The organism is Bosea sp. BIWAKO-01 (genome assembly GCF_001748145.1).
Lineage (GTDB): Bacteria > Pseudomonadota > Alphaproteobacteria > Rhizobiales > Beijerinckiaceae > Allobosea.
In genome coordinates, this window is the sequence record NZ_BCQA01000001.1 from 6,433,988 (window position 1) to 6,455,883 (window position 21,896).

The 21,896-nt window shown below is 65.3% G+C and carries 19 protein-coding genes; 8 read left to right on the forward strand and 11 right to left on the reverse strand.

The genetic code is table 11. The features are described from left to right. Nucleotides 1-20: 20 nt before the first annotated feature. Complete coding sequence (locus BIWAKO_RS29845; protein ID WP_069881727.1) at nucleotides 21-725, reverse strand: GntR family transcriptional regulator; 705 nt, start codon at nucleotides 723-725, stop codon at nucleotides 21-23. Between the two features lie 167 nt (nucleotides 726-892). Between BIWAKO_RS29845 and BIWAKO_RS29850 the strand changes: the two genes are divergently transcribed. The 7 genes from BIWAKO_RS29850 (at nucleotide 893) to BIWAKO_RS29880 (ending at nucleotide 8,904) form a co-directional block, all read left to right on the forward strand. Next, nucleotides 893-2,167, forward strand: a complete 1,275-nt coding sequence (locus BIWAKO_RS29850) for an enolase C-terminal domain-like protein (protein ID WP_244523586.1) — start codon at nucleotides 893-895, stop codon at nucleotides 2,165-2,167. 7 nt (nucleotides 2,168-2,174) lie between these two features. Next, on the forward strand, nucleotides 2,175-3,386 hold the full coding sequence (locus BIWAKO_RS29855) for an enolase C-terminal domain-like protein (RefSeq protein WP_084652012.1): 1,212 nt from the start codon (nucleotides 2,175-2,177) through the stop codon (nucleotides 3,384-3,386). A 40-nt stretch (nucleotides 3,387-3,426) separates the two neighbouring features. Beyond that, on the forward strand, nucleotides 3,427-5,040 hold the full coding sequence (locus BIWAKO_RS29860) for an ABC transporter substrate-binding protein (RefSeq protein ID WP_176733442.1): 1,614 nt from the start codon (nucleotides 3,427-3,429) through the stop codon (nucleotides 5,038-5,040). 115 nt (nucleotides 5,041-5,155) lie between these two features. Then, complete coding sequence (locus BIWAKO_RS29865; protein ID WP_069881729.1) at nucleotides 5,156-6,088, forward strand: ABC transporter permease; 933 nt, start codon at nucleotides 5,156-5,158, stop codon at nucleotides 6,086-6,088. A gap of 1 nt (nucleotide 6,089) precedes the next feature. Further along, nucleotides 6,090-6,905, forward strand: a complete 816-nt coding sequence (locus BIWAKO_RS29870; RefSeq protein ID WP_069881730.1) for an ABC transporter permease — start codon at nucleotides 6,090-6,092, stop codon at nucleotides 6,903-6,905. Beyond that, entirely contained in the window at nucleotides 6,902-7,921 is a 1,020-nt protein-coding gene (locus tag BIWAKO_RS29875) for an ABC transporter ATP-binding protein (protein WP_069881731.1), read from the forward strand. The genes BIWAKO_RS29870 and BIWAKO_RS29875 overlap by 4 nt, the downstream gene beginning before the upstream one ends. Further along, on the forward strand, nucleotides 7,918-8,904 hold the full coding sequence (locus tag BIWAKO_RS29880) for an ABC transporter ATP-binding protein (RefSeq protein WP_069882925.1): 987 nt from the start codon (nucleotides 7,918-7,920) through the stop codon (nucleotides 8,902-8,904). The genes BIWAKO_RS29875 and BIWAKO_RS29880 overlap by 4 nt, the downstream gene beginning before the upstream one ends. Nucleotides 8,905-9,092: 188 nt before the next feature. Here the strand turns inward: BIWAKO_RS29880 and BIWAKO_RS29885 are convergent, their stop codons facing one another. Both BIWAKO_RS29885 and BIWAKO_RS29890 read right to left on the reverse strand, forming a co-directional pair. Beyond that, nucleotides 9,093-10,418 (reverse strand): epoxide hydrolase family protein, encoded by a 1,326-nt coding sequence (locus BIWAKO_RS29885; protein WP_069881732.1) that lies wholly within the window; start codon nucleotides 10,416-10,418, stop codon nucleotides 9,093-9,095. 61 nt (nucleotides 10,419-10,479) lie between these two features. Further along, on the reverse strand, nucleotides 10,480-11,292 hold the full coding sequence (locus BIWAKO_RS29890; protein ID WP_069881733.1) for an SDR family NAD(P)-dependent oxidoreductase: 813 nt from the start codon (nucleotides 11,290-11,292) through the stop codon (nucleotides 10,480-10,482). Nucleotides 11,293-11,413: 121 nt separating this feature from the next. On the opposite strand from BIWAKO_RS29890, the gene BIWAKO_RS29895 reads away from it, so the two are divergent. Beyond that, complete coding sequence (locus tag BIWAKO_RS29895; protein ID WP_069881734.1) at nucleotides 11,414-12,442, forward strand: GlxA family transcriptional regulator; 1,029 nt, start codon at nucleotides 11,414-11,416, stop codon at nucleotides 12,440-12,442. Nucleotides 12,443-12,561: 119 nt separating this feature from the next. On the opposite strand, the gene BIWAKO_RS29900 is transcribed toward BIWAKO_RS29895, so the two are convergent. From BIWAKO_RS29900 to BIWAKO_RS29935, 8 genes are read right to left on the reverse strand one after another with little or no spacing between them, the layout of a single operon-like run. Continuing rightward, complete coding sequence (locus BIWAKO_RS29900) at nucleotides 12,562-13,554, reverse strand: ABC transporter ATP-binding protein (protein ID WP_069881735.1); 993 nt, start codon at nucleotides 13,552-13,554, stop codon at nucleotides 12,562-12,564. Beyond that, nucleotides 13,551-14,537: an ABC transporter ATP-binding protein gene (locus BIWAKO_RS29905; RefSeq protein ID WP_069881736.1), complete on the reverse strand. Its 987-nt coding sequence runs from the start codon at nucleotides 14,535-14,537 to the stop codon at nucleotides 13,551-13,553. The genes BIWAKO_RS29900 and BIWAKO_RS29905 overlap by 4 nt, the downstream gene beginning before the upstream one ends. Continuing rightward, on the reverse strand, nucleotides 14,534-15,415 hold the full coding sequence (locus BIWAKO_RS29910; protein WP_069881737.1) for an ABC transporter permease: 882 nt from the start codon (nucleotides 15,413-15,415) through the stop codon (nucleotides 14,534-14,536). Before BIWAKO_RS29910 ends, BIWAKO_RS29905 begins: the two co-directional genes overlap by 4 nt. Continuing rightward, on the reverse strand, nucleotides 15,415-16,350 hold the full coding sequence (locus tag BIWAKO_RS29915) for an ABC transporter permease (RefSeq protein ID WP_069881738.1): 936 nt from the start codon (nucleotides 16,348-16,350) through the stop codon (nucleotides 15,415-15,417). The genes BIWAKO_RS29910 and BIWAKO_RS29915 overlap by 1 nt, the downstream gene beginning before the upstream one ends. Before the next feature lie 11 nt (nucleotides 16,351-16,361). Next, the gene (locus tag BIWAKO_RS29920; protein WP_069881739.1) at nucleotides 16,362-17,960 is read right to left on the reverse strand and encodes an ABC transporter substrate-binding protein; all 1,599 of its coding nucleotides are present in this window, start codon (nucleotides 17,958-17,960) and stop codon (nucleotides 16,362-16,364) included. A 33-nt stretch (nucleotides 17,961-17,993) separates the two neighbouring features. Next, entirely contained in the window at nucleotides 17,994-19,109 is a 1,116-nt protein-coding gene (locus tag BIWAKO_RS29925) for a mandelate racemase/muconate lactonizing enzyme family protein (protein WP_069881740.1), read from the reverse strand. A gap of 48 nt (nucleotides 19,110-19,157) precedes the next feature. Continuing rightward, the gene (locus BIWAKO_RS29930; RefSeq protein ID WP_069881741.1) at nucleotides 19,158-20,636 is read right to left on the reverse strand and encodes an NAD-dependent succinate-semialdehyde dehydrogenase; all 1,479 of its coding nucleotides are present in this window, start codon (nucleotides 20,634-20,636) and stop codon (nucleotides 19,158-19,160) included. Nucleotides 20,637-20,654: 18 nt separating this feature from the next. Further along, nucleotides 20,655-21,896, reverse strand: a complete 1,242-nt coding sequence (locus tag BIWAKO_RS29935) for an iron-containing alcohol dehydrogenase (protein WP_069881742.1) — start codon at nucleotides 21,894-21,896, stop codon at nucleotides 20,655-20,657.

Genomic DNA, 21,896 nt, shown 5'->3' on the forward strand with positions numbered 1-21,896 from the left:
GAAACGGGGCCAAGGAGCGATCAACGCTCGGAATGATCCGGATCGCTGCCCGGCAGCCGTGGGATCAGCTCGTCGATCGAGCGTTGGATATGCGCGCGCATCAGCCGGCGCACGACGGTCGCGTCATTGCGGGCGCAGGCCTCGATGATCGCCTCGTGCTCGGGCACCATCGCGGCAAGGCGGTGGTCGGGGAAGCCGAAGCGGCGTCGCGTCGCTCCCACGAACGCATTGTGCTGGTCGAGCAGGACAAGCGCGGACCTGTTCGGTCGGATCGACAGGATGCTGGTGTGGAAGGCGCCGTTGGTCGCGGAGATGGCCGCCGAGTTGCCCTGGCGGATGGCGGCGGCATAATCCTTATGGATCGCCCAGAGCGCGTCGATGTCGCGCGCTGTTGCGACCGCTGCGCTGTAGCCGGCCAGCGGCGGCTCGAGGGCGAGGCGGATCTCGAACAATTCGCGAATGAACGCGCGTTCGATCGACCGAACCCGCGCGCCCCGGTTCGGCAGGATTTCGATCCAGCCCTCGCCTTCGAGCTGGCCGAGCGCCTCGCGGATCGGCGCAGGGCTCGTCCCGTAGCGCTGCACCAGCGCCGCCATCTTCAGATGCTCTGACGGCGCGAAGGTCCCTGCGACAATGTCGGCGCGAATGGCTTCGCGCAGCCGTTGATAGGTCGTCGCCTGCATGAAGGGCACGATCCGGCTGGCAGGGGCCGATGCGTCCGTCATCTCGGCGCTCTCATTGTCGATTCCATCTCCGGCCCGCTCGCCGCCCGTTCCTGAACTGCAACGCGGGTCGATGCAACCTGTGCGACGTCCTGAACCCGATTCAGACGTCTTGACATTCGTCACCTTCTGCGAAGTTATAGATATTATATAATCTGACGAAGCCGAGGATGTCCAGCGAGACTGGGCCTCGCGACCCGGTACTTCGGGTCACAATCGGCCGCGACGAGGGATTGGAAGCGAGCACCATGGACGTGCGGCTACGGGACAAAACGGAGATCGGGGCCGAACCTGGCCCTCGCGCCAGCGAGATCGTCCGTATCGAGCTCTGGATCTTCAGTTATCCGATGGTTGGGGTCGGCCCGGGCGGCATCGACGTGACCGGCGCAAAGTCGGAGCGTACGCGCCTCGCGGTGCGGATGGAAACCCGGGACGGCGCGCGCGGCGCCTATGTCGGCGGCCAGGCGAATGCGCTCGCCCAGGCGGCGGCCTGCGCCCGCGCCGTGCTCGGTCTCGACGCCTTCGCCCGCGAGCGGGCCTATGAGCGCATCCGCCGCCAGCTCCGCAAGGAAGACCGCATGGGCGCCGGCGTGATCGACGTCGCGATGTGGGACCTTGCCGGTCATCGGCTCGGCCTGTCGGTCAGCCAGATGCTCGGCGGCAACAAGACCCGCCTCCCCGCCTATGCCTCGACCTGGTTTGGCGGCGAAGGCGGCGGCCTCACGACGCCGGAAGCCTTCGCCGACTTCGCCGAGGAATGCTACGAGCTCGGCTATCGCGGGTTCAAGATGCATGGCTGGACCGATGGCAGCCCGACGCGCGACGCCGCGGCCGTCCGCCTGCTTGGCCAGCGCATCGGCGACAGGATGGCGCTGATGCACGACGCCGCCTGTCACCTGCGCAGCTTCGCCGACGCGCTTGAAGTCGGGCGTGCCTGCGATGACGCCAATTTCTTCTGGTACGAGGATCCCTATAGCGATGGCGGCCTTGCCGCCCACGCCCACCGGCGCCTGCGCGAGATGCTGAAGACGCCGATCCTGCTCGGAGAGCATGTGCGCGGGCTGGAATCCATGGCGACGCTGACTATCGCCGACGGCACCGACTTCGTGCGCGCAGACCCTGATTTCGACATCGGCATCACGGGCACGATGAAGATCGCGCATTTCGCCGAAGCGCTCGGCCTCGATGTCGAGCTGCACGCGCCGGGGCCGGCCCACCGGCACTGCATGGCGTCGATCCGCAACACGAATTTCTACGAATTGTCGATGGTCGGGCCGTCCCGCGGCAATTTCAACGCCCCGGTCTACGCATGCGGCTATTCCGACGCCCTCGACGATGTCGGCGCGGACGGATGCTTCCCGGTGCCCGAGGGCCCCGGCCTCGGGGTGAGGTACGACTGGGACTACATCACCCGCAATGCCAAATCGCATGTCGTGATCGAGTGAGGGCGCCATGCTGAGCGTAGAAGACACGGCAAGCGCCGCCCGCGACGTCCTCGGTTCCGCCGCCACGCGCATCCGCCGGATCGACGTCATCCTGTTCGCACAGGACATGGAGAACGTCGCCTTCGACGTCAGTCCGAGCGGCATCGACATGCCCGGCGTGCGCACGACACGCAAACGCATCGCCGTCCGCATCGAAACTGAGGACGGGGCGCGCGGCGAATATGTCGGCGGGCGCACCGACACGGCCCCACAGACCCATTTCATCGCCAAATGGATCATCGGGCGGGACTGCCATGCCCGCGAGACGATCTACGAGGACATCCGTCGCTGGTTGCGCAAGGAAGACCGGATCGGCGGCTGCCAGATCGACAATGCCCTTTGGGACCTGGCGGGCAAGCGCACCGGCCACTCCGTCAGTGACCTGCTCGGCGGCCATCGTGGCAAGCGCCTGCCGGCCTACGCTTCGACCTGGTTTGGCGGCGACGGCGGCGGCCTCGCCACACCCGAGGCCTTCGCCGATTTCGCCGAGGAATGCTACGGCCTGGGGTATCGCGCCTTCAAGATGCACGGCTGGACCGATGGCGGCTGGCGGCGTGACGCTGCCGCGATCCGGCTTCTCGGCCGGCGCGTCGGTGGCCGCATGAAGCTGATGCATGATTCAGCCTGCCACCTGAAGACCTTTGCGGACGCCCTCGCCTGTGGCCGGGCCTGCGATGAGGCCGGCTTCTTCTGGTACGAGGATCCCTATAGCGATGGCGGGCTTGCTGCCCACGCCCATCGTCGCCTGCGCGAACTGATCAAGACGCCGATCCTGCTCGGCGAGCACGTGCGCGGGCTGGAAGCGATGGCGACGCTCACTCTCGCCGACGGCACCGACTTCGTGCGGGCCGATCCCGATCTCGATATCGGCATCACCGGCACGATGAAGATCGCCCATTTCGCCGAGGCGCTGGGCCTCGATGTCGAGCTCCACGGCAATGGCCCTGCACATCGCCACGCCATGGCCGCCATCCGAAACACGAATTTCTATGAACTGGCCATGGTCGGGCCGTCGCGCGGCCAGGCTGTCGGCACGTTCTATACCGACGGATATTCCGACAAGCTCGACGCTGTCGCCTCAGACGGCTGCTTCGTCGTGCCGGAGGGGCCAGGCCTCGGCGTCACCTATGACTGGGATTTCATCGAGAAGCACAAGGTCAGCCACAGCGTCTTCGAATGAGCGCGGCCGAAAGAGCCCGCCATTCCCACAGGAGGAAATCATGACACGCATCACACGACGCTCAGTCGTCGCGAGCGCCCTGAGCATGGCCGGCCTCAGTGCCCTGTCGCCCAACGGCGGAGCCTTCGCGCAGGGCGCGAGCGACACGCTGACGCTGCGGCTCCAGGCCCGCGACCTCGGTTCGATCGACCCTGCCCTGACCAAGACCGGCGACGACGAGACGATCGTGCTCCAGGTCTTCAACTCGCTGGTCAACACCAAGCGCGGCACCATGGATATCGAGCTGGCCGCACTTCAACCGGAGCTCGCGGAACGGTGGGAGGTCTCGCCCGACAAGAAGGTCTGGACCTTCTATCTCAAGCCCGGCGTGAAATGGCACCAGGGCTATGGCGAGGTCTCTGCCGACGACGTCAGGTTTTCCTATGAGCGCCAACTCGACCCCAAGCTCGGCGGCGTGCACGGCGCCAGCTTCAAGGACATCGACACCATCGAGGTCGTCGATCCCCTCACGGTCCGTTTCGTCCTCAAGGCACCGAACGCGTTCTTCCATGCCTCGGCCCTGACGCCCGGTTTTGGCCGCTACATCGTACCGCGCAAGGCCGTCGAAAAGCTTGGGGCCGAGTTCGGCCGCGCGCCGATCGGCAGCGGGCCGTTCGCATTCGCCGAGTACCGTCCGCAGGAGTCGATCGTCCTCAAGGCGAACAAGGATTACTTCCGCGGCGCGCCGCCGACCGAGACCCTGCGCTTCCGCTACATTCCGGCCGACAATGCCGCGACGATCGCCTTCATCGGCAAGGAGATCGACCAGACCAGCGGCCCGCGCGAGCCGCGCTGGGTCGACCAGATCCAGAAGGCGCGGAGCGATGCCCAGATCAGCATCATGCAGCCCGGGAGCCTGCAGTTCCTGCACTTCAACATGAAGATCAAGCCGCTCGACGACGTGCGCGTGCGCCAGGCCATCGCCTATGCTGTCGATCGCAAGGTCTGGAAATCCGTGTTCGGCGTGGTCCATGGCCCGCTGCCCACGATCGTCCCGGAAGAGTTCTACGGCGCCCTGAAGACGGCCGATATCCCCGCCGAGCTTCGCTACGATTACGATCCGATCAAGGCCAAGGCCCTGCTGGCGGAGGCAGGCCACCCCAACGGCTTCAGCATCGAAGCCTTGTCGAGCGAACGCTCCGACTACAAGCAGAACATGCTGATGGTGCAGGACATGCTGCGCAAGGTTGGCATCGACGTGAAGCTCAAGATCATGGACCATGCGAGCTATCACGCCGCCATCCGCAAGGACGAAGGCACGATCGACATGCTGTCCACGGCTATCGCGCCGACGGCGCCGGCCGTGATCAACGAGTTCCTGCATTCGGCCGCAGCGGTCGGCAAGCCGGCGGCGCTGCGCAATTTCTCGCATTACGGCGAGATCGGCGGCAGCGTCGACAAGCTCGTCGACGAGGCCGTCGGGTCGACCGATGTCGACCGGCAGCTCGCGCTGCTCAAGGAGGCCCAGCTCCAGATCCTGCGCGACATGCCGGTGCTACCGCTGCAGACCCAACCCCTGGTCAGCGCGATCCAGGGCCATGTCGACCTCGGCTACAAGCCGCTTAGCGGCTTTGGCCAATACGAATACGCCACGGCGCGCCGGGTAGCCCGCTAGAGCATCGGCCCGAAACATGGAGAGCGGTTCTCGGGAAAGCCGATGCACCGGTGATCCAGTGCCACATGCCGGCGGCTTCGCGCCGTCGGCCGTGCCCTGAAAGGTTTGCGAGACGATGGGGCGCTTCGTTCTCAAGCGATTGGCCGATGCAATTCTGACCGCCTTCCTGGTCTTCTCCTTCGTGTTCTTCGCGATGCGGATCCTGCCCGGCGATCCCGTCATCGCCATGCTCGGCGACCGCGCCAATGCCCAAACGATCGAGAATGTCCGCAGGACGCTGGGCCTCGATCAGCCGCTGCTCGTCCAATACGGCCGCTTCCTCTGGGGCCTCCTGCATTTCGATCTCGGCCAATCGCTCGTCAACGGCGTCGACGTCACCGCGACGATGCTGCGCCACCTGCCCTACACGATCATGCTGACGCTCGCTTCGACCGTGATCGGCATCCTGATCGGCGTGCCCGTGGGCGTCGCCTCGGCGATGCGCCCGAGTGGCGGCGTCGATCATTCCAGCCGGCTCGTCTCGCTGTTCGGCTCGGCCCTTCCGGATTTTTATCTCGGCCTGATCCTGCTTATCGTGTTCGGGCTGAAGCTCGGCTGGTTTCCGCTGCTCGGCGGCGGCGACACCGCTTTCGACCTGCGCTACCTCGTCCTTCCCGCCATGACGCTCGGACTGCTGAAGGGCTGCGGCCTGATGCGCCTCACCCGCACGGCCGTCCTCGACGTCTCGGGCCGCGATTATGTCCGCACGGCCCGCGCGCTCGGCACGCCGGAGCGGGTCGTGGTCTGGAAGCATATCGTGCGCAACGCACTGATCCCGATCACCACGCAGCTCTCGCTGATGATCGTCGCCACGCTCGGCGGCACCATTGCAATCGAACTGGTCTTCAACCGGCCGGGCGTCGGGCAATTGCTGGTCGGCGCGGTGACCGCCCGCGACTACAGCCTCATCCAGGGAGGCCTCGTGCTTCTCTCGATGCTGGTCGTCCTGGTGAACCTCGCGACCGACCTACTTTACGTGGTCATCGACCCGCGCGTGAAAGGAGCCTGACATGCTCGACCGCGTCTTCCTGGGCATTGCCGTCGCCATCCTGCTGCTGCTGCTGGTCGTCGTCGTGTTCGCACCCTGGCTCCAGACGCATGACCCGTTGCTGCAGGATTTCGCCGCGGCGGATCAGGGGCTCTCCGCCGCGCATTGGCTCGGAGCCGACGAATATGGCCGCGACATCTTCTCTCGCCTGATCGAGGGGGCGCGCCTGTCGATGACGATCGGCGTCGCCGCCCCCCTTCTGGCGGCCATCATCGGCATCAGCCTGGGCACGGCGTCGGCCTTCTTCGGCGGCTGGGCCGAGGCGATCGTCACCCGCGTCACCGACATGATGATGTCGTTCGATCCGCTCCTGCTCGGCGTGCTGATCGTCGCCCTGCTCGGTCCGGGCGTGCAGAACCTGTCGATTGCCATCGCAGCAGCCCTCGTTCCGTCGTTCATCCGCCTCTCGCGGGCCTCGGCCCTCTCCGTGAAGCGGGAGGCCTATGTCGACGCATCGATCGCCATGGGGCGCGGCAATTTCGGCACGATCGGCATGCATGTCCTGCCCAATATTGCCGGCCCCCTCGTCGTCATGCTGACGATCTGGATCGGCTCGGCGATCCGCCTGGAGGCGTCGCTCAGCTTTATCGGGCTCGGGGCCCAGGCTCCGGCGCCATCCTGGGGGAACATGGTGCGCGAGGGCGTTTCCGACATCTTCGGCTCGCCCCTCCCCGCCCTCTTCGCCGGGCTCGCGATCACGCTGACTGTCCTGGCCTTCAACATCCTCGGCGATCGGTTGCGCGACCGGCTCGATCCCGACCGGGTGACCGGACGATGACGCCGCTGCTCTCCATCCGCGACCTTCAGGTCTCGTTCGGCGCGAAGAGCGGCCCGGTTCAGGCGCTCCGTGGCGTCGATCTCGATCTCCATCCTGGCGAATGCCTCGGCCTCGTCGGTGAATCCGGCTCCGGCAAGAGCCTGACCGCACTGGCTGCGCTCGGCCTGCTGCCGGAAGCGGCCACCGTCACGGCCGGCCACGTCATGTTCGATGGGCAAGACCTGTTGACCCTGCCGCGCCAGTCCCTCGATGCGATCCGCGGCAGGCGCATCGGCATGATCTTCCAGGAGCCGATGACGGCGCTGAACCCGATCATGACCGTGGGCGAGCAGATCGGCGCGCCGCTGCGGCGGCATCTCGGCCTCTCGCGAGCAGCCGCCCGCACGCGCGCCATCGAACTCCTGAGCCTCGTCGGCATTCCAGCGCCCGACAAGCGCGCTGCCGCCTATCCGCACGAGCTGTCGGGGGGCATGCGCCAGCGTGTCATGATCGCGATGGCGCTCTCCTGCGATCCGCAGATCCTGATCGCCGACGAGCCAACCACCGCGCTCGACGTCACCATCCAGGCGCAGGTGCTCGATCTGCTGCGCCGTCTGCGCCGGGACATGAACCTGGCCGTGATCATCATCACCCATGATTTCGGCGTGGTCGCCGAACTGACCGACCGTGTCGCGGTGATGTATGGCGGCCGGGTCGTCGAGGAGGCGACGTCCCTTCGCCTGTTCGATGCGCCGAGCCACCCCTATTCGGTCGGTCTGCTGGCTGCGACGCCCTCGCTGGAGACACCGTCCGTACGGCGGTTGCCGACGGTCGGCGGCGCCGTGCCGCATCTGACGGAGATGCCGACGGGTTGCGCCTTCCATCCCCGCTGCCCCGAGCGCCTCGACCCGTGTTCCCGGCAGGTGCCACCGCTCGAACCGGTCGAGGACGGCCACCGGGCCGCATGCTGGGCGCGGCAGAGCACCCGGTTGGCGGCCGCCCGGGCGACAGCGATGAGCGCGGACGCAAACTCATGAACGAACCACTCCTGCGCCTCGAGGGTTTGCAGAAGACCTTTGGCAGGGCTCCCGGCGGCATTCGGGCTGTCGACGGTGTGTCGCTCGATCTCCATGCCGGCGAGACGCTCGCCCTGGTCGGCGAATCCGGCTGCGGCAAATCCACCCTGGCGCGGCTCGTGCTGCGCCTGGCCGATCCGACCGCGGGGCGCATCCTGTTCGAGGGACAGGACATCGCCGGCCTGTCGCAGCCGCGCATGAAGGCCATCCGCCGCGATCTGCAGTTCATTTTCCAGGATCCGTTCTCGTCGCTGGACCCACGCATGCGAGCCGGATCGATCGTGACGGAGCCGCTCGCAGTGCATGGCCTCGTCTCGCAGCGGGGCGAACGGACCAGCGCCGCCGTGCGCCTGCTGGAGGCAGTCGGGCTCAGCGCCCGCCATGTCAGCCAATGGCCGCGCCAGTTCTCAGGCGGGCAGCGCCAGCGCCTCGGCATCATCCGCGCCTTCGCGATGCGGCCCAAGCTCATCGTCGCCGACGAACCGGTCTCTGCTCTCGACGTCTCCGTGCGCTCCCAGGTCATCAACCTGCTGCAGGACCTCCAGGACGAGCAAGGCACCGCCTATCTCTTCATCTCGCATGATATGGCGAGCGTGAAGCATATGGCGAGCCGCGTGGCCGTGATGTATCTCGGCCAGATCGTCGAAATCGCGCCGAAGACCACCTTCTTTTCGGCCCCTCAACACCCCTACAGCCATGCGCTGCTCTCGGCCGTGCCGATTTCGCACCCCGCGAAGGCCCGGGACCGCATCCTGCTGCCCGGCGATCCGCCCAGCCCGGCCGCGATCCCGACGGGATGCCGCTTCCACCCCCGCTGCCCGATCGCCCAACCGCGCTGCAAGTCGGAGGTGCCGGAAGCGAGACCCGTCGGCGACGGCCATCTGGTCGCTTGCCACTATGCGTCTGCCTGGCCGCTCGGCAGCGTCGAGGGACGCGCATCTTGAGCTCATGCGACTGATGTCCGCCTCGCAGATCAAGGCGGCAGCAGCACATCGGCCTTGTCATCTGTTCCCCACTCAGCCCAGTCGCCGTCCCCGCCACCGTGTTACCTCATCGGCCTCGGCGCGGAGAGCATTGCGGAGGCCGGCGGTCACCGTCCGGCCTCCTTCGGCATGGTAGCTTGGTTGCTCGGCTACGCGGAGCGAAGCGGCTTGAATGCCGCCCGGACCTCGGCCGCGAACAGCTCGGGCTGTTCCCAGGCGGCGAAGTGCCCGCCCTTGTCGACCTCGTTCCAGTAGATCAGCTTCTTGAAGCTCTGCTCGCCCCAACTCCGCGGCGCGCGGTAGATCTCGCCGGGGAATACGGTAACGGCGACAGGCACTTTCGCGATCTCAATCGCGTTGAACGGCCCGCCCTCGCCCTGCGCAGCATCCCAGTAGGAGCGCGAGGAAGAGGTGCCGGTGTTAGTCAGCCAGTAAAGCGTGATGTTGTCGAGGATCTCCTCCCGCGTCAGCACCCGTTCGGGATCGCCGCCGCTATGCGTCCAGGTCGCGATCTTCTCGTAAAGGAAGGCAGCGAGCGCCACCGGCGAGTCCGAGAGCCCATAGCCCAGCGTCTGCGGCCGTGTGTTCATCATCTCGGCGTAGCCGAAGCCCTTGCGATAGAAGGTCTCAAGCCCGGCGAATGCCAGCTTCTCGCCGGCCGAGAACTCAGCCGGCGCCGGCTCCCTGTTGCGGATCAGCCTGAGCACGCTCGGAGGCGTCGTGCCGGGCATATTGGTATGGATGCCGAGCAGCCCCACGGGGGCCTGCACGGCCATGACTTGCGAGATGATCGCGCCCCAGTCGCCCCCTTGCGAGACATAGCGCTCATAGCCTACCCGCTTCATCAGCACATCCCAGGCACGGGCGACGCGGCCGGGGTCCCACGCCTCTGTCGGCTTTCCGGAGAAACCGTAGCCGGGATAGGTCGGCAGGACGAGGTGGAAGGCGTCTTCCGCCCGGCCGCCATGAGCAGTGGGGTCGGTCAGGGGCCCGACCACCTTCAGCAGTTCCAGCGCGGATCCCGGCCAGCCATGCGTCATGATCAGCGGCATGGCGTTCGGATGGGGCGAGCGGACATGGGCGAACTGGATCTCGATACCGTCGATCGTGGTGATGAACTGCGGGAGAGCGTTCAGCCTGGCCTCGGCCTTGCGCCAGTCATAGTCGCTGCCCCAGGTGCGAACCAGGTCTTGCAGCCTCGCCAACTGGACGCCCTGCGATCGGTCCGGGACGGTCTCCTGATCCGGCCAGCGGGTCGCGGCGATGCGGCGGCGAAGATCGACGAGCGCAGCGTCCGGCACAGTGATGCGGAACGGGCGGATTGCTCCATCTTGATCGCTGCCGGAAACAGAAGCCGGAGCAGCGGTGGTCTGAGCTACGGCGAGATCGTTTCGCAGCGCGAGGCCGGAGGCTGCGACAGAGGCGGCGGTCGCCAGAAGCGCCTGGCGACGCGACAATTGGGGGCGAGCGGACATCAGCGTTCTCCTTGACAACAGGTTGAGGCGTGAGGGTCTGAAGCCAGGCCAAGCGCCGAACTCAGGCCGAACCGAGAGCCTCTCGGTAGCGCCGGGCTGGTTCGGCCTTGGAGAAGTTGGGCACCATCGCGATGCGGGCGTGCTCAAATGCGTCCCAGCCCGCACGATCGGGCAGCGCCGGGATGGTGACAGTCTCGCCAAGGTCGAGGCCGGCGAGCGCCGCGTCGACCATGGCCTCGGCCGGCATCACGATCTCGGTCGGCACGCCGGCGAGCGGCACGCCCGAGATGTCCCAGAAGTCGGTGGCCGTTGCTCCGGGCAGGACAACCTGCACCCGGACGCCCTTGTCGGCGAGTTCGTTTTGCAGCGAGGCCGATAGCGCCACGACAAAGGCTTTGGTGCCGCCATAGACGCCGTTCAGCAGGAACTCGGGCGCCAGCGCGACGGTCGAGGCGATATTGACAATCGTACCTGCGCCGCGAGCAACAAACCCAGGCACCGCAGCGTAGGCCAGCCGCATGAGGGCCGTGACGTTGATGTCGATCATCTGTTCCATCAGATCGACATCGGCCTGCCAGGTAGGCACGGGCGCGCCGATCCCCGCATTGTTGACCAGCACCGTTATGCTGGCATCCGTCGCGAGGATGGTTTCGACCCGGGCAAGGTCCGGTTTCGACGACAGATCGGCTGCGACAACCTCTACGGAACGTCCTGTGCGCTCGGAAATATCGGCCGCCAGCCTGTCAAGCCTGTCCTTATTTCGAGCGACGATAATGAGATTATAGCCGCGCGCAGCGAGACGATCAGCATAAATCGCGCCGATTCCCGAAGATGCGCCCGTGATCAGGGCCGTGCCTTTATTATCCTGGAACATGACAATATCTGCCTTTCTTCAGCAAGCATCGGGCCGACTGGGAGGCACAACCTAGGCTTTCTAGCACTCGCCTCCTAAGTCGTTTACACAGCGATTCCGGACATCAGGTCGGAGCCACGCCATGCATCGCATCGGGTTCATCCTTGTCCCGCGGTTCCAGATGATGTCCCTGGCGGCGGCGTCCGTATTCGAGTTCGCAAACATGCTCGCGGGCGAGCAGCGCTACGACATTCGCGTGCTGTCCGAGACCGGTGGCCCGGTCAGTTCCTCGCTCGGCATGATCATCGAGACGACAGCATTCGAGCCCGGTGAGATCGACACGCTCATCGTGGGAGCCGGGATCGGCCCCCCGCAGCCAACTGCGGGCCTGCTCGACCTCCTACGATCGGCGCAGGGCAGCACGCGCCGCATTGCAGCGATCTGCAACGGCACCTTCATCCTGGCTGAAGCCGGCTTGCTGAACGGCCGGCGTGCGACAACGCACTGGCGGAATGCGCGCGAGCTTCAGTCGCGTTTTCCGAACATCAAGGTCGAGGAAGACCGCATCTTCATCATCGACGGGTCGATCTGGACCTCGGCCGGCGCAACCGCTGGAATCGATCTCTCGCTGGCCATGGTCGAGAAGGACTTCGGCGTGGAGGTGGCGGGCCGCGTTGCCAAATCGCTCGTCGTTTATCACCGCCGCGCGGGTGGCCAGTCTCAGCATTCAGCGCTCCTGGAGATCGCTCCCAAGTCCGACCGCGTCCAGAACGCGCTTGCCTATGCCCAACAGCATCTGGGCGCGGCGATTTCGGTAGACCAGCTTGCGGACGCCGCTCACCTCAGCCCTCGACAATTCAGTCGCACGTTTCTCGCCGAAACGGGTCGATCTCCGGCCAAAGCGGTGGAACAGCTGCGCGTCGAGGCCGCGCGGCTGATGATGGAGCAGGGTCGCCACTCCATGGACATGGTCGCGCGTGAGACCGGCTTCGCTGACCGCGAACGGATGCGCCGGGCCTTTGTGCGAGCCTTCGGGCAGCCGCCGCAGGCGATCCGGCGGAACGACAGGATCGGCCTCGTCAACTTGGCCGCAGCGACATCTCCGCAAGCATCGGAGCCGCTCCTGCACCTTGTCCCGGTGGCCCCGGCCCTCGAGATGAAGGTCAACTGAGCTCTCGACCCTATTCAAGCGTATCTTGAGCGTGGATCGCGGCATTGACGCCCGGCCCCACAAGGTATTGCGGTATGGGCGGCTTCGGCCCGTCTTCGCCCCGACGCGAAGCGCTCGGCTCAATTCGTAATGGGGTTCGGCCTTGCAAAGTGGCACGCCGCACTCTGGCCGGGCGCGACGTCCCGCAATGCCGGGCGTTCTGCCTTGCAGATGTCCTGCACCAGCGGGCAACGGGTGTGAAAACTGCACCCCGAAGGAACGCGTGTCGGGCTGGGGACGTCGCCTTCGAGAATGATGCGCCTGGCCTTGAAATCCGGGTCAGGCTCGGGGGCCGCCGACAGGAGCGCCTGGGTGTAGGGGTGTTGCGGGGCCGAATAGATCTGCTCCTTGTGCCCGATCTCAACGACGCGTCCGAGATACATCACCATGACGCGGTCAGCGATGTGCCGGACCACGGCGAGGTCATGGGCAATGAAGAGATATGTGAAGCGCTTCTGCTCCTGCAGGTCCTGCAGCAGGTTGACGATCTGCGCCTGCACCGAGACGTCCAGGGCGGAGACGGGCTCATCGGCCACGACGAAACTCGGATCGACGGAAATGGCCCGAGCAATGCCGATCCGCTGACGTTGGCCGCCCGAGAACTGGCGCGGGTTCCGGTCCATGAAGCTGGGGGACAGCCCGACCTGGTTCAGAAGTTCCGCGACCCGCTCCCGTTTCTCCCGCCGATTACGGACGAGGCCGAAAGCCTCGAGCGGTTCGGCGACGATGTCGGCGATGCTCCTGCGCGGGCTCAGGGATCCGTAGGGATCCTGAAACACCATCTGTGCCTTTCGGCGCATCTGCCGCATCTCGCTGCGCGAGAGCGTGTTGATGTCCGTTCCCTCGAAGAAGACGCTGCCTTCGGTCGCATCGATCAAGCGCAGCAGCAGCCGCCCCATGGTGGACTTGCCACAGCCGGACTCACCGACGACCGCGACAGTCTCGCCGCGGTTGATCGAAAAGGACACGCCGTCCACGGCGCGGACACTGCTGCTGTTCGATCTGCGGAAAAGGCCGCCGGCGTCGCCAAAGGTCTTGCTGAGATTCTCGGTCCGGATAAGCGGCTCGATCATTGGACGGCCTCCGCCTTTGCTGTGACCCAGCAGGCCGCTGTATGGTGCTCGCCGAAGCGGAACATCGGCGGCATTTCCCTGGCGCATTCGTCAACCCGCAGCGAACAGCGGGAGTAGAACGGGCAGCCCTGCTTGACGGTGCCCGGCAAGGGCACCGAGCCGGGAATCTGGAACAGGCGCCGGCGCTGGTCCCTGAGGTGGGGGATCGATTCCAGCAGACCGCGCGTATACGGATGACTTGGCCTGCGGAAAATCGATCGCACGTCGCCGTCTTCCACGACACGGCCGGCATACATGACGATGACCCGTTCGCAGACATCGGCAATGACGCCCAGATCGTGCGAGATCAGGAGGATTGCAGTGTTCGTCGCGGACCGGACCCGCTTCATCAGTTCGAGCACCTGGGCCTGGATCGTGACGTCGAGCGCGGTTGTCGGCTCGTCGGCGATCAACAGCTTGGGGCTGCAGGCGAGCGCCATCGCGATCATCACGCGTTGGCGCATCCCGCCCGAGAACTGGTGAGGATAGGCGCCGACCCGGCCCGCGGCATCGGGAATCCCCACAAGGTTCAGCACCTCGATCACCCGGCGCCGCCGCGCTTCGCGATCGAGCGGGGAATGGAGCATGATGGCTTCGCCGATCTGATCGCCAATGGTCATCAGGGGGTTGAGCGAACTCATCGGCTCCTGGAAGATCATCGCGATGTCGCGCCCGCGGATATCGGGCATTTTCGCCCGGGGCAGATCGAGAAGATTGACCCCGTTGAGCTCGACCCGGCCCTGCACGATGCGGCCCGGCGGCTCGGGGATCAGCCGCAGGATCGACAGCGACGTGATCGACTTCCCCGACCCGGACTCGCCGACGATGCCAACGGCGCCGCCGGCCTCGATCTCGAAACTCACGCCGTTGACGGCACGGATGGGATTGGTCTTCGGCCCGAATTCGACCGCCAGATTCTCCACTTTCAGAAGAGGTGGCGTCATTGAGCGGTCTCCGGATCGAGCACGTCGCGGGCGGCATCGCCGATCAGGTTGAAGGCCAGGACGACCATCGTGATGGCGAAGCCCGCTCCGATGATCGGCCAGGGGGAGCCAAAGATGTTTCCCAGGCCGTCGCGGATGATGTTGCCCCAGCTCGGATTGGGCGGCTGGGTGCCGATCCCAAGGAAGCTGAGGGAGGCCTCGAGCCGAATGGCCGATGCGACCCACAGCGTCATCAGCACCACGATGGGCGCCGAGATATTCGGGAGCACATGCCGGGCGATGATCATGGGCGTGGTGACACCCGCAGCGATGGCCGCTTCCACATAGGGTTCCTGCTTGACCGCGAGCGTCGAGGCCCGCGCCACGCGGGCAAAGCCCGGCACGAACGCGATGGTTATCACCGCCACGACGTTCCAGAAGCCGCCGCCGAGCACGGCTGCGATCATGATGGCGAGCAGCAACTCCGGGAAAGCCAGCAGGAGGTCGATGATCCGGGTCACCAGACGATCGATGATTCCGCCGAAATACCCGGCCGCAACGCCAAGCGCCGTGCCGAAGATCGCCGCCAGCGTCGGAGAGATCAGACCGAAGATCAGCGAATTGCGTGATCCGAAGATCAGGCGCGACAGCACGTCTCGTCCGAACTGGTCCGTGCCGAGCCAGTGTTCGGCCGACGGGTATGCGTTGATCGCGAGATAGCTCTGCGCCAGCGGATCATAAGGTGCAATCGCAGGCGCCAGAACGGCGATGGCAAGGAAGACGGCGATAATGATCGTCGCCACGATCGTGGAGGGCTGGCCCAGGATGATGCTGCGCAGCAATCCGAAACGCGGCTCTTCGGGCGCGAGAACATGGGTCTGTTCCGTGGCAAGTGTCATCACTTCACCCGAATTCTGGGATCGACCACGATGTAGGCGAGGTCGACCAGCAGGTTGATCAGAACAACGAAGAAGGCGAACACCACGACGCCCGCCTGGATGACCGGATAGTCCCGCTTGGCGATTGCGCTGATCAGGACTTCGCCGATGCCTGGCCGGTTGAAGACCAGTTCGATCGCGACCGACCCAGACAGCGTCGCCAGAAGGCTGAGCCCCAGCCCGGTCGTGATCGGCAGCAAGGCGTTGCGCAGCCCATGCCGGTAGATGACGCGGTTCTCCCGTGCGCCTTTTGCCCGTGCCGTGCGGATGTAGTCCTTGCCAAGGACCTCGAGCAGGGAGGTTCGTGTCAACCGGCCGAGGAAGGCCGTCTTGACCATGGCGAGTGTCACCGCCGGCAGGAACACATGGTACATCCGGTCGACAAATCCGGTGCCCCCGCCATTGATCGGGAACCAGCCGAGGGTCAGGGCAAACACGATCAGCAGGAGCGCCCCGAGATAGAAGTCCGGGATCGCGTAGCCGATGAGAGAGAACACGCGAACGCCGGCGTCGGGGAGCTTGTTGCGGTTGACCGCCGCGACCACCCCGAGCGGTATCCCGACGAGCAGCCCCATCCCCGTCGCGACAAGCGTCAGCTCGATCGTGTAGGGCAGATTATCGGCCAGCAGCCGGAGGACCGGCGTTCGATCGATCAGGGACTGCCCGAAATCGAGCGTCAGCATGTCCCAGATGAAGGTGAAGTACTGCTGCCAGAGAGGGGCATTCAGCCCCATTTGCTCGCGAAACAGCGCAAGCTGTTCCGCGGTCGCATAATCGCCGAGGGCGACGAGTGCCGGGTCCCCAGGGAGCAGGCGCAGCGCGATGAACACGAGCGTCAGCACCAGCAGGACCGTCGGCACGGCATCGAGCAGTCTCGCTCCGATGACACGCAGCATGGTCTACCCCTTTAGACGCGCGTGGCCTTGTTCAAACGCCAATAGGCGTAGCCAGACTTGACCGGGAATCCGATGTTCACACGCGGATTGCGCGCGATGACATAGGAGAGCGTGACAATCCCAAGGAGCGGCAGATCACGCAGGACCTGCTTCTCGATGTCCTGGATGAGCGCGATGCGCTTGTTGAAATCGGGCTCGTCCTGAGCCTTTTCGATGAGTGCGTCGATACCGGGAATGGCGACGCCGTAGTGGCTGTAGTTTTCCGCTCCAGCGCCATCGGCCTTCACGTCCGCCTCGGCCGACAACAGCTGCAGGAAGGGCTGCGTCGGCACCGGCGGGTAGCTGGACGAGTACAGGGCGATCGAATTCCGGTCCTTGCGGTTCTCGGAATGCATGGTCGCATGGTCGATGATCTTGAGATCGAGATTGATGCCGACGGCGCGCAGCTGCTCCTGGAGCATCAGCATGATCGCCGCATAATCCTCACGCTGGCTGGTGAAGCAGGGAATGGTCACGCCGCCAGGGTGCCCCGCCTCGGCCAGCAGCGCCTTGGCCTTCTTGGGATCGTAGTTGAACTGCAGCTCGGGCGGCAAATCCGCTTTCTTGACCGCTCCGGCGAATTGCGGAGCGATGACCCCGACCATCGGGACCGCAAGACCGGCAAACGCCGCTGCGATCTGGTCGCTGTTGATGGCGTAGCGGATCGCCTGCCGCACGCGGATATCGTTCAGCGGCGGCCGCGTCAGGTTCAGGTGGAGCAGGTTGAAGCTGCCGGGTGCCGTGGCGTCGAAGATCGTGCTGGCCGAGCGCTGACGCATCGATGGGAGCCAGCCGGGAGAGCGGACGCCTTCGATCATGTCGACCTGGCCTGAGGCGAAGGCGAGGGTTCGCGCGGTTGTGTCGGCAATGAAGCGGACATGGATCGTCTTGGTAACCGCCGGCCCAGCGAAGTGATCTGGGAAGGCAGCCAGTTGGATTCCGTCGCTGGGGCTGACGCTTTCCACCTGGTATGGGCCCGTCCCGACCGGGTTCATGGCGAAGTCCTTGCCCCTCTCCTCGAAGGCCTTCCGGCAGAGGATCGAGGCCGCAAGCGTGGTCACGACGCTGCCATTGAACAGCGGGTCGGGCCGTTTGAGGGTGAACTGGACGGTGTGGGGATCGAGCGCCTTGACCGCGTCGATATTGGAGTAGAGCGGCTTCTGGTTGGTCACGATCTTCGGATCGAGATGCCGGGCGAAGGTGAAGACGACATCGTCAGCCGTCATTTCACCGTAGCCCTTGTGGAACTTCACCCCCCGGCGCAGCTTGTAGGTCCACGTCTTGGCATCCTCGGAGCTTTCCCAGCTCTCGGCGAGACTGGGGCGGAAGTCCTCAGGCCGGATTGCAAACGTCCCTTCGTCTGATTTCACGAGGGTATCGAACACCTGGTGAATCGCCCAGTTGTCGCCCCCGGTCATCCCGGGCTGCTGCGGGTTGATGCTCGTGGGCGAGCGCGCCGCCAGGGCGATCGAGATCGCCTCGTCCTTTGCATGAGCGACGGGAGCCCCCATCGCCGCGGCTGCTGCAATCGTCGAGGCCTGAGCGAGAAACGTTCTTCTGGTTAGTTTCATTGTTTTTTCCTCCCTTTTTGTTTTGTTCTGACGTCAGGCGCTGATGGGAATGCTCCGCTTTATCATCTCGGCCTCGTCGAATTCCATTCCGAGTCCAGGGGCCGTCGGCAATTCGAAGCGGCCATCGATGGGCTCGGACGGGTTCTTCTTGAAGAGCGATCCGGCCCGCTCCCAGTTATCCGCCAATTCGACCGGTTTGCTGAGATGCATGATGGTCGACAGCACGTGAATATTGGCGAGGTGGCCGACGGAAGGCTGGGTCTGGTGCGGGACGAGCTCGACGCCATGAGCATAGGCGATGGCGGCGCATTGCATCAGCCCGGTGATGCCTCCCATCTTGACGATATCAGGCTGCACCATGCGCACGCCGGCATTGATCAGGTCCTTGAGCCCCTGGAGCGTATAGGTCTGCTCGCCGGCGGACACGGTGATGTCGAGGCGCTGGGCGACCTCGCCCATGGCAGCGACATGGTAGTGCTGAACGGGCTCTTCGAACCACGTGTAGCCAAGGTCTTCGAGCGCCCGGCCGACACGCATCGCGCCGCCGACCGAATAGCCGTTATTGGCGTCGAACCCGAGCACGAACTCATCGCCCAGCGCCTTGCGGACAGCCTTGGCCTTGGCAATGTCCCCGGGAATATCGACGTCCTGCCTGGTCCGGTCGCCGTCCCAGCGGATCTTCACCGCCGCGGGCCGCTCCTTCTCCACGCGCCGCATGACGACTTCGACGACCTGGTCCACGGTGCGCCAGGCATTGCCGCCGACTGAGGCATAGCAGGGCAGAGCCGTGCGCCAGGCCCCGCCGAGAAGCTTATGGACGGGCTGGCCCAGGAGCTTTCCCTTGAGGTCCCAGAGCGCGATGTCGAGCGCGGCGAGTGCGGCCGTCGTGGCCCCTTCCGGTCCGAGCTTGACGCATTTGTGGAACAGGGTGTCCAGCAGGACGGCATGGTCGAGAGCATCCTTCCCGATCAGGGCCGGCGCCATGTCGTTGGCGATAATGACAAGCGAAGCCAGACCGCCTTGCATGGGCGAGGCTTCACCCAGGCCATATTGACCATCCTCGGTCTCGATCCGCACGAATGCGCTGCGCCCCCCCTTTGCGGACGCGCCCCACTCGACCTGGAATGTCTCCACCTTGGCAATCTTCATTATGAGCCACCCTTCGTGCTTTCCACCCACATGATCATCGCAGGGAGATCACCAGCTCACTGCGACGTATTTCGTCTCACAGAATTCGAGGATGCCGTGATGCGCGCCCTCGCGGCCGAGGCCACTCTGCTTGGTGCCGCCGAACGGGGCGGCCGGGTCCGACACGAGCCCTCGATTCAGGCCGACCATGCCGCTTTCAAGCTTGCCGGCGACGCGCAATCCCCTGGAAAGGTCGCGCGTGTAGACATATGAGATCAACCCGTACTCGGTGTCGTTGGCCAGGCGGATCACCTCCTCCTCGGTCCTGAAGGACGAGATTGGCGCAATGGGACCGAAGATCTCATCGCTGCTGATGGCAGCATCGGTCGGAACCCCGCTCAGCACGGTCGGTGGATAGTAAAAGCCCTTGCGGTCGAGCGGCTTGCCACCTGTCAGCACCGTCGCGCCGCGCTTGACGGCATCCTCGACGAGGCCATCGATGCGGCTGACGGCATCGGCATTGATGAGCGGGCCGCATTGGGTCGCGGCATCGTAGCCGGCGCCGACGACCAAGCCGCCCATCCGTTCCGCCAGCCCCTTCGAGAAGGCGGCCAGGATGCCTTCCTGAACGTAGAAGCGGTTGGCCGCCGTGCAGGCTTCACCGCCGTTGCGCATCTTGGCGATCATCGCGCCATCCAGGGAGGCCTCGAGATCGGCGTCGTCGAAAACGATGAACGGGGCATTGCCACCGAGTTCCATCGAGCAGGAAATCACCGTATCGGCGGCCTCGTGCAGAAGCTTGCGCCCCACTTCGGTCGAGCCCGTGAACGAGAGTTTGCGAACGCGCGGATCGTGCAGCATCGCGCTGACCGTCGCGCCCGAGCGGGAGGTCGTGATCACGTTGACGACGCCATCGGGCACGCCGGCTTCCGCGTAGAGAGCCGCAAGGGCATAGGCTGTGAGGGGCGTCTCGGTGGCAGGCTTGAGCACGACCGTGCAGCCGGCGGCAAGGGCCGGGCCGATTTTCCGTGTCGCCATGGCAGCCGGGAAGTTCCAGGGCGTGACCAGCACGGCAACGCCGATCGGCTGGTGCTCAACCAGGATCCGGTTGGCGCCGCTCGGCGCGATCGACAGGTCGCCATTCAGGCGCACCGCCTCTTCCGAGAACCAGCGAAAGAACTCGGCGGCGTAGGCGACCTCGCCCTTGGCGTCGCTGAGCGCCTTGCCGTTCTCAAGCGAGATCAGTTCGGCCAGAAAGTCCCTGCGCTCCATCATGAGTTCGAAGCAGCGGCGCAGGATCTCGGACCGCTTGCGCGGCGGCGTGGCCGCCCAGGCCGGGCCTGCCTCATGGGCCGCCCGCACGGCATCCAGGGCGTCGTCAATGCTGGCATCGGCAACGGAGGCGATGACGGCCTGCGTCGATGGGTCATGGACCTCGATGCGTTTCCCGGTCGCGCCCATCCGCCATTTGCCGGCGATGAAGAGATCGGTCGGGACATCCGCAATGTCGAAGCTGAGCCGAGCGGCCGTCGTTTGATGAAGGTTCATCTGCGGGGTGCCTTTCCCTTATGAAGCCAGTCGCGCAGCCGCGCTGCGATCCCCGTGGAAGGCGGCAGCGACAAGCGCCGCCATCGACTCCGGGTCGAGTGGACGTGGGTTGTTCTTGATCAAACGCGCAGCGCCCATGGCTTGTTCGGCCACGAGGGGCAGCTGGTCGCGCCCGACCCCGAGCTCCGCGATGGTGCGGGGTATTCCGATCGACCCGAAGAGCGCCGCGACAGCGTCGATGGCGGCACTTGCCTTCCGGTCCTCCGAGAGCCCGGTTGTCTCGACGCCCATCGCATCGGCGATCTCGGCCATGGCGGCGCGAGCATGCGACCGGTTGAACTCCATGACATAGGGCAACATCACCGCAACGCCCGCGCCATGCGGCGTATGGGTCAGGGCCCCCACCGGATACTGGATAGCATGGGCCGCGGCAGTGCCGGCCGTGCCGAAGGCCAGGCCCGCGGCCGTCGCCCCCAGCATCAGGCGCTCGCGGGCAACCGTGTCGGCTCCGTTGTCGTAGGCCGGTTTGAGACTTGCTGCGATATGGGAGATCGCCAACCGCGCATAGTGATCGCTCAGGGCGTTCTTGCCGAGAAAGACGTGTTCGTGAGCGATGGTCGCGGTCGGGTCGCGCCGGATTGTGGTGAAGGCTTCGATGGCATGGGTCAAGGCATCGGCGCCGGAAATGGCCGTCAGCGACGGCGGGCATGAATAGGTCAGTTCAGGGTCGCAGATCGCGGTGTGCGGGATAAGATGGGGGCTGGCGATTCCGACTTTCACGGCGCGATCGGGGTCGGCGATCACGGCAACCGGCGTGACCTCGGAGCCGGTGCCCGATGTCGTCGGCACCGCGATGAGCGGCAGCACCGGGCCAGGGATCTTGAATTCGCCGTAGTAGTCGCTGGCCGTTCCGCCATGCGCCAGTATCAACGCGATCACCTTGGCGGCGTCGATGCAGCTTCCGCCGCCAATGCCGATGATCAGATCGGGATCGAAGCCACGGCCTGTTTCAACGCCTGCGGTGATGCAGGATGCGGGAAGCTCTGCGATCGTCCCTGAAAAGACCTTCGTGGCAACGCCAGCACGGCCGATGGCGTCGATCAGTGCGGCGAAGGTCGGATCCGCCGCCAGGCGCTCATCCGTCACGACCAGGGCGCGCTGCCCGAGCGAGCGGGCGAACGCTGGCAACGCGCCACGCTGACCAGCTCCAAACACCAGGTTTCGCGGGGTGCGAAGAGTTCCGAACAAGGTTGCGGGCAT

What these genes read in the sequence shown, in the direction of transcription:
- BIWAKO_RS29845 (WP_069881727.1), bottom strand. Translation starts at nt 725, where the DNA reads ATGACGGACGCATCGGCCCCTGCCAGCCGGATCGTGCCCTTCATGCAG.
- BIWAKO_RS29920 (WP_069881739.1), bottom strand. Translation starts at nt 17,960, where the DNA reads ATGAAACTAACCAGAAGAACGTTTCTCGCTCAGGCCTCGACGATTGCA.
- BIWAKO_RS29880 (WP_069882925.1), top strand. Translation starts at nt 7,918, where the DNA reads ATGAACGAACCACTCCTGCGCCTCGAGGGTTTGCAGAAGACCTTTGGC.
- BIWAKO_RS29890 (WP_069881733.1), bottom strand. Translation starts at nt 11,292, where the DNA reads ATGTTCCAGGATAATAAAGGCACGGCCCTGATCACGGGCGCATCTTCG.
- BIWAKO_RS29865 (WP_069881729.1), top strand. Translation starts at nt 5,156, where the DNA reads ATGGGGCGCTTCGTTCTCAAGCGATTGGCCGATGCAATTCTGACCGCC.
- BIWAKO_RS29915 (WP_069881738.1), bottom strand. Translation starts at nt 16,350, where the DNA reads ATGCTGCGTGTCATCGGAGCGAGACTGCTCGATGCCGTGCCGACGGTC.
- BIWAKO_RS29910 (WP_069881737.1), bottom strand. Translation starts at nt 15,415, where the DNA reads ATGACACTTGCCACGGAACAGACCCATGTTCTCGCGCCCGAAGAGCCG.
- BIWAKO_RS29850 (WP_244523586.1), top strand. Translation starts at nt 893, where the DNA reads ATGTCCAGCGAGACTGGGCCTCGCGACCCGGTACTTCGGGTCACAATC.
- BIWAKO_RS29925 (WP_069881740.1), bottom strand. Translation starts at nt 19,109, where the DNA reads ATGAAGATTGCCAAGGTGGAGACATTCCAGGTCGAGTGGGGCGCGTCC.
- BIWAKO_RS29935 (WP_069881742.1), bottom strand. Translation starts at nt 21,896, where the DNA reads ATGCCCGCAACCTTGTTCGGAACTCTTCGCACCCCGCGAAACCTGGTG.
- BIWAKO_RS29885 (WP_069881732.1), bottom strand. Translation starts at nt 10,418, where the DNA reads ATGTCCGCTCGCCCCCAATTGTCGCGTCGCCAGGCGCTTCTGGCGACC.
- BIWAKO_RS29855 (WP_084652012.1), top strand. Translation starts at nt 2,175, where the DNA reads ATGCTGAGCGTAGAAGACACGGCAAGCGCCGCCCGCGACGTCCTCGGT.
- BIWAKO_RS29900 (WP_069881735.1), bottom strand. Translation starts at nt 13,554, where the DNA reads ATGATCGAGCCGCTTATCCGGACCGAGAATCTCAGCAAGACCTTTGGC.
- BIWAKO_RS29895 (WP_069881734.1), top strand. Translation starts at nt 11,414, where the DNA reads ATGCATCGCATCGGGTTCATCCTTGTCCCGCGGTTCCAGATGATGTCC.
- BIWAKO_RS29875 (WP_069881731.1), top strand. Translation starts at nt 6,902, where the DNA reads ATGACGCCGCTGCTCTCCATCCGCGACCTTCAGGTCTCGTTCGGCGCG.
- BIWAKO_RS29905 (WP_069881736.1), bottom strand. Translation starts at nt 14,537, where the DNA reads ATGACGCCACCTCTTCTGAAAGTGGAGAATCTGGCGGTCGAATTCGGG.
- BIWAKO_RS29870 (WP_069881730.1), top strand. Translation starts at nt 6,090, where the DNA reads ATGCTCGACCGCGTCTTCCTGGGCATTGCCGTCGCCATCCTGCTGCTG.
- BIWAKO_RS29860 (WP_176733442.1), top strand. Translation starts at nt 3,427, where the DNA reads ATGACACGCATCACACGACGCTCAGTCGTCGCGAGCGCCCTGAGCATG.
- BIWAKO_RS29930 (WP_069881741.1), bottom strand. Translation starts at nt 20,636, where the DNA reads ATGAACCTTCATCAAACGACGGCCGCTCGGCTCAGCTTCGACATTGCG.